This window comes from Burkholderia sp. LMG 13014 (assembly GCF_905232215.1).
In the GTDB taxonomy this organism is placed as follows: Bacteria; Pseudomonadota; Gammaproteobacteria; order Burkholderiales; family Burkholderiaceae; genus Burkholderia.
In genome coordinates, this window is record NZ_CAJNKE010000005.1 from 53,074 (window position 1) to 59,283 (window position 6,210).

The 6,210-nt window shown below is 65.7% G+C and carries 6 protein-coding genes; 1 reads left to right on the forward strand and 5 read right to left on the reverse strand.

Annotated elements, in window-relative coordinates; genetic code table 11:
* Window positions 1–11: 11 nt before the first annotated feature.
* Window positions 12–422: a GNAT family N-acetyltransferase gene (locus JYJ84_RS01805; protein WP_122948789.1), complete on the reverse strand. Its 411-nt coding sequence runs from the start codon at window positions 420–422 to the stop codon at window positions 12–14.
* 178 nt (window positions 423–600) lie between these two features.
* Window positions 601–1,728 carry an aminotransferase class V-fold PLP-dependent enzyme gene (locus tag JYJ84_RS01810; protein WP_175219203.1) on the reverse strand — a complete coding sequence of 376 codons (1,128 nt, stop codon included), beginning with the start codon at window positions 1,726–1,728 and terminating at the stop codon, window positions 601–603.
* Window positions 1,729–2,084: 356 nt separating this feature from the next.
* On the opposite strand from JYJ84_RS01810, the gene JYJ84_RS01815 reads away from it, so the two are divergent.
* Window positions 2,085–3,266 (forward strand): serine hydrolase, encoded by a 1,182-nt coding sequence (locus JYJ84_RS01815; RefSeq protein ID WP_122948787.1) that lies wholly within the window; start codon window positions 2,085–2,087, stop codon window positions 3,264–3,266.
* 93 nt (window positions 3,267–3,359) lie between these two features.
* On the opposite strand, the gene JYJ84_RS01820 is transcribed toward JYJ84_RS01815, so the two are convergent.
* From JYJ84_RS01820 to JYJ84_RS01830, 3 genes are all read right to left on the reverse strand, one after another.
* Complete coding sequence (locus JYJ84_RS01820; RefSeq protein WP_175219201.1) at window positions 3,360–4,532, reverse strand: FAD-binding oxidoreductase; 1,173 nt, start codon at window positions 4,530–4,532, stop codon at window positions 3,360–3,362.
* Between the two features lie 195 nt (window positions 4,533–4,727).
* The gene (locus JYJ84_RS01825) at window positions 4,728–5,879 is read right to left on the reverse strand and encodes a branched-chain amino acid ABC transporter substrate-binding protein (RefSeq protein WP_174961998.1); all 1,152 of its coding nucleotides are present in this window, start codon (window positions 5,877–5,879) and stop codon (window positions 4,728–4,730) included.
* 70 nt (window positions 5,880–5,949) lie between these two features.
* On the reverse strand, window positions 5,950–6,210 hold a 261-nt coding region (locus JYJ84_RS01830), incomplete at its 5' end, for a hypothetical protein (protein ID WP_205189110.1).

Consider the following 6,210-nt stretch of genomic DNA (forward strand, 5'->3'; position numbering starts at 1 on the left):
CGTCCCGCGCGCTACGCGATGCGCAGGAACATCCCCGCCTTCTCGGGCAGCAGCGACGGCTGGAAGCCGTAACGCTCGTAGAACTTCGGCGTCCCGTGATCGGCCATCAGGCTGACATAGGCGGTCGGCGGCGCATGCTCGTGAAGGTAGCCCATGAGTGCGCGCATGATCAGGTCGCCCACGCCTTTCTTCTGGTGAGCGGGCAATACCGCGATGTCCACGATCTCGAAGAAACAGCCGCCGTCACCGATTACCCGGCCAATGCCGACCGGATCGCTGTCGCAGTAAGCGACGACGCTGAAAAGACCGTTCTTCAACCCGATCGTCGCGGCCTGCTCCGACTTTCTGCTCAACCCCGCGGCAACGCGAATGTCGATATAGGCGGCTACCGACGGGACTTCCTGTCGAACGAGGTATGCCATGCGGATCCTTCAGGTCGACCATACAGGCAGACGGGCCGACCTCGCGACGCTTGAGTCCGTCGAACCGGGAACCCGCACGCGCGCATCGGACCAGACCCAGACCATCAAGCCGGCCAGGCGGTAGACCGCAGGTGTACCCACCTACCGTCCACAGCCTCGCCAAGCCCGGACAACCGGCTTAGAGAATCCGATCCAGCGCGTCGGCAAACCGGGCGACCGCACCGTCGACATCATGCAGCTTGTCGAGGCCGAACAGCCCGAGACGGAAGGTCTTGAAATCCTCCGGCTCGTCGCATTGCAGCGGCACGCCGGCCGCGATCTGCAAGCCGACGTCGGCGAACTTCTTCCCGGATCGAATCCCGTCGTCGTCCGTATAGCTGACCACGACGCCCGGTGCCTCGAAGCCTTCGGCCGCCACGCTCCGGAAACCCTTGTCGGCCAGCAGCGCGCGAATGCGCGTGCCGAGCTCGAGCTGCTCCGCTTTCACCTTGTCGAAACCGTATGCCTCGGTTTCCTTCATCACGTCGCGCAGCGTCGTGAGGCTGTCCGTGGGCATCGTCGCGTGGTACGCGAACCCGCCGCCCTCATACGCTTCCATGATCTGCAGCCACTTGCGCAGATCGCACGCGAAGCTGGTGCTGGTCGTGCCATCGATACGTTCGCGGGCAAGCTCGCTGAGCATGACCATCGCGCAGCACGGCGATGCGCTCCAGCCCTTCTGCGGCGCGCTGATCAGGATATCGACGCCGCTGGCCTGCATGTCGACCCACACCGTGCCGGACGCGATGCAATCCAGCACGAACATGCCGCCGACCGCATGCACGGCATCCGACACCGCGCGCAGATACCCATCGGGCAGCATCATCCCGGACGCGGTTTCGACGTGCGGCGCAAAGACCAGATCCGGCTTGTGCTCCTTGATCGCGGCGACCACCTCGTCGATCGGGGCCGGCGCATACGCGGCCTGCCGTCCGGCTTCGACCGGGCGCGCCTTCAGCACCGTCGTTTCGGACGGAATGCTGCCCATGTCGAAAATCTGCGACCAGCGGAAACTGAACCAGCCGTTGCGGATGACCAGGCACTTCTTGTTCGTTGCAAACTGCCGCGCGACGGCTTCCATGCCGAACGTTCCGCTACCCGGAACGATCACGACCGACTTCGCGTTGTAGACTTTTTTCAGCGTGCCGGAGATGTCGCGCATGACGCCCTGAAAGCGTTGCGACATATGGTTGACCGAGCGATCGGTGTACACCACCGAATATTCGAGGAGCCCCTCGCGGTCAACATCGGGAAGTAAACCAGGCATGCTCGCCTCCGGTGAAAGATGAACGATGGAATCTGGGCGAGCAGTGTCCGTCATGCGATACCGCCCTGCACCCATGCAATTGCGTTATTTTCTCGACGAAAGCAGATTCTAACGAACGCGGCCCGACGCTTGGGGCATATTTTGTCGGCGGCCCGGCACATCCCTGACGCGGCACGGCCTCGAACCGGAGCAGTGCGCCGCGATGGGGCCGCCATGGCCCCCGGCCGAAAGACCCGCCCGGTGGCCGTCGATGTCGACCGTTACCGTGCACGTAGCCCTGTTTCATGTATGGATTAATGGCGCGACCGGCGCATGCCGCCTAACATGTCGGCTCACCCTCCACGACAGAGTCTTCGATGATCCCCAACCGAGCGTCATCACAGCAACCGTCGGCCGATCCCGCACTCACCGAGCGCGTCGATGCGGTACTGTCCCGTCAACTCGACACGCAACGCCTCGTCGGCGCGGTCGTCCTGATCGCACGCGACGGCGAGCTCGTCTATCGCCGCGCGGCCGGGTTCGCCGACCGCGAAGCGCGCACGCCGATGCAAGAGGACACGCTGTTCAGGCTCGCGTCGGTGACGAAGCCGATCGTCGCGGCAGCCGCCATGGCGCTCGTTGCACAGCACAAGCTGTCGCTCGACGACGACGTCACGCGCTGGCTGCCCGAGTTCCGCCCGGCGCTGCGTGACGGCAGCGTGCCGGTGATCAAGGTGCGTCACCTGCTCACGCATACCGCCGGCCTCGGCTATCGCTACGCGGAAGCCGACGCGACTGGCCCGTATGCACGCGCGGGCGTCTCCGACGGGCTCGATGGCGCATCGATCACGCTCGCCGAAAACATGCGCAGGATCGCGAGCGTGCCGTTGCAGTACGCCCCCGGCACCGGCTGGAACTATTCGCTCTCCATCGACGTGGTCGGCGCGGTGATCGAGGCCGTCAGCGGGCTGCCGCTCGCCGATGCAGTCGATGCACTGGTGCTTCGCCCGCTCGGTACCCGCGACACGGGATTCGTCGCTCGCGACGCCGCACGGCTCGCGACACCCTACGTCAACGACACGCCGCAGCCGCACCGGCTCGCCGAGAACGAAGCCGTACCCATCTACGAAGGGTCCGTCGGCGTGACGTACTCGCCGTCGCGCGCACTCAACGCGGATGCATTCGCATCGGGCGGCGGCGGGATGGTCGGCACCGCCGACGACGTGCTGAACGTGCTGGATACACTGCGGGCGGGTGGCGGCGCGATTCTGCCGGCCGAGCTGGTCGACGAGATGGGCCGCATCCACACCGGCAGTCTCGCGTTGCCCGACCTGCCCGGCGCGGGGTACGGAATCGGGTTTTCCGTGTTGCGCGACCCGCGTGCGGCGCTGTCGCCGGAATCGCCGGGCACCTGGCGCTGGGGCGGTGTCTACGGTCATTCGTGGTTCGTCGACCGCGCCCGCGGGCTCACCGTCGTATCGCTGTCGAACACGCTTTACGAAGGGATGAACGGCCAGTACACGCTCGATCTGCGCGACGCGGTCTACGGCGTCGGCTGACACGCGCAACAAAAAAGGCCCGACACAGTCGGGCCAATGAGTTGAGACACAAGGAGAATCCCCCGCCCACCACACCGGGCGGGTTACGCCGCGCTACACGACGTTCTTTTCGACGATCGGCCGGTTTTCCAGCACCCGCGCCCAGCCGAGCGTCGACAGGTCGAGCGTGTCATAACGCCCGCCCAGAATGAGTTCACTGACCCCGCGCCCCGTCGCCGGCCCTTGCTGCAGCCCGTGGCCGCTGTAGCCGTTCGCGAACACGACGTTATCGAGTTCCGGGTGATACCCGATGATCGCGTTGTGGTCGAACACGTTGTACTCGTAGTATCCGGACCAGCAGTTCTCCACGCGCAGCGCCTCGAACTCCGGCACGCGATTCGCGAGCGTCGGCCAGATCACCTCGTCGAACAGGTCGTGGTCGACTTCGTCGAGCGGCAGGTCGTCCGGGTCGCGGTTCGGGCTCGGCGACGTCCCGCAGATGTACGTGCGCCCTTCCGGCCGGAAATACACGCCGGTCGGATCGATCAGCAGCGGGCAATCGGTGAGCTTCGCCGGCGACGACACGTTGAAGATGCTGCGGCGCCGCGCATACACGGGAATGTCGATGCCCATCATCGACGACAGCATGCGTGTCCACGCCCCTGCCGCGTTGACGAGCGTGTCGCACGCATAGCGTTCGCCATCGGCCGTGACCACATGCGTGACCTTGCGGCCGTCGCGCACCACCGACTTCACGTCGGACGGCACATAGCGCACGCCCAGCGCCTGCGCCTTCTTGCGCAGCGCCTGCACGAGCCCGTAGCCGTCGAACCAGCCTTCGCCGCTCACGCCATACGCGCCCGACACGAGATCGTCGACGTTCAGCCACGGAAACTTCGCGCGCAGCGCATCGCGATCCATCAGCCGGATGTCCGCGCCGAGGCTCGTCTGCAGCGCGTGGTTCTCGCGCAGCGTCGCATCGCCGGCCGGCGTCGCGAGGAACAGGTAGCCGCCTTCGTGCAGATCGATCGACGGCTGGTGGCCATCCACTTCGAGCCGTTCGCCGATCGTGCGCAGGAAGTCGATACCGAACAGCGACATCTCGATCGACAGCGGCGTCGAGAATTGCTGGCGAATCGACGCGGCCGACAACGCCGACGACGATCGCGCATAGGTGGGGTCGCGCTCGATCACGGTCACGGATACCGTGGGATCGGTGGCGCGCAGGAAATAGGCGATCGAGCTGCCGATCACACCACCGCCGACAATGACGACTTGAGAACTCACGACTGACTCCAGTTGCACATGTTGGGCGCGGCCAGCCGGCCCCGCCCATGGGTTGTTCGTGCCGCGTCACACGCGGCGTCGCGCGGGCAGACTCGTGCGGCTGCCACACCGGCGTGCGCCGCGATCGCAACCGATCGCTGATGGCATTTCAGCACGTCCGGCGTCGCCGCGAAAGTCCGCGCGCGCGGGTTGCGTTCAATCCGCCGATTTCGTCGTGACGGGCTGCCACGCGGCGTTCTTCACCTCATACAGCGTCGAGCTCGGGTTCTTCAGGTCGCCCGTGTTCGTGAACGCGATCGTGCCCGTGATGCCGTCGTAGCGCGTACCCTTCAGCGCGCCGTTGAAATCGGCCGGCTTCGTCGAGTTCGCCTTCTGCATCGCGTTGATCGCGATCCACGTCGCGTCGTACGCGAACGGCGCATACGCGAGCATGTCGATGCCGTACTTCTGCTTGAATTTCGTTTCGAACTGCTTGCCCTTCGCGAGACGCGACAGCGGCTGCCCGTATTCCCACACGGACGCGCCTTCCGCCGCGTTGCCGGCCAGCTTGATGAAGTTCGCGTTCATCACGCCGCCGCCCGCGAGGAACTGCGCGCGGATGCCGAGCTGGCGCATGCGCTTCACGAGCATCGCGGCCTGCGCGTCGAGGCCGCCGAAGAACACGAGATCGGCATTGGTGCTCTTGATCTTCGTGAGCTGCGCGCTGAAGTCCACCGCCTTGTCGTTCGTGAATTCGCGCGCGACGATCGTGCCGCCGTTCGCCTTCACGGACTTCTCGAATTCGTCGGCTTCGCCCTGGCCGAACGCGGTGCGGTCGTCGATGATCGCGATGCGCTTCGCCTTGGTCACGCTCGCCGCATAGGCGCCTGCATTGCCGGCGTTCTGCGTGTCGGTCGCGATCACGCGATACACGGTGCCGAGCCCGGCGCGCGTGATGTCGGGATTGGTCGCCGACGGCGTGATCATCGGAATGCCGGCCTTCGCGTAGATCTTCGAGGCGGGCAGCGTCGTGCCCGAGTTGAAGTGGCCGATCACGACGGCCACCTGCGCGTCGGCGAGCTGCTGCGCGGCCTGCACGCCGGTACGCGGATCGCTCTGGTCGTCCTGCGACGCGACCACGAACTTCACGGGCTTGCCGCCCACCGTCGTATGCGCGGCGTTCGCTTCGTCGACGGCCATGCGCACGCCGTTCTCGATGTCCTTGCCGTAGGCTGCGCCGCCGCCCGTCAGCGGGCCGGCCACGCCGACCTTGACGACCGTCTCCTGCGCATGAACCGCGCCCGACTGGAGCGCGAGGATCGCGGCGGTCAATGCGACGCCGGAAAGCGAACGAATGCGGAACGTCATGACAATCCTTGTTCTGGGGGCCGGGATGCAACGCGCGACTGCCGCGCGTCGGCAACCTCCCGCGTGCCGGTCATCTCGTCCGCCAGCGGGGCGTCATGCAACGTCCCAACTGGCCGGTCGATCGCCGCGGCTCCGTCTCCGAAGAACCTTTCATCGCGAAAGAGGTGAATGGATTGTGGATAGCCAATACCCGTGCAGCAAACGAAATATCGGAACTATGTTGTGAGGAATTGTCATCAAGTTCCGCGTTCGCGGCCGGCCCGCGGCCCGCGCATCGGTGGGCCGTGGTCGACAGTTGCGGTGGGAAGCCGCGCCGATGCCCGTCCATCAA

Bases quoted from the DNA above. Each gene is read 5' to 3' on its own strand.
- JYJ84_RS01805 (WP_122948789.1), bottom strand. From the start codon at position 422: ATGGCATACCTCGTTCGACAGGAAGTCCCGTCGGTAGCCGCCTATATC.
- JYJ84_RS01810 (WP_175219203.1), bottom strand. From the start codon at position 1,728: ATGCCTGGTTTACTTCCCGATGTTGACCGCGAGGGGCTCCTCGAATAT.
- JYJ84_RS01815 (WP_122948787.1), top strand. From the start codon at position 2,085: ATGATCCCCAACCGAGCGTCATCACAGCAACCGTCGGCCGATCCCGCA.
- JYJ84_RS01825 (WP_174961998.1), bottom strand. From the start codon at position 5,879: ATGACGTTCCGCATTCGTTCGCTTTCCGGCGTCGCATTGACCGCCGCG.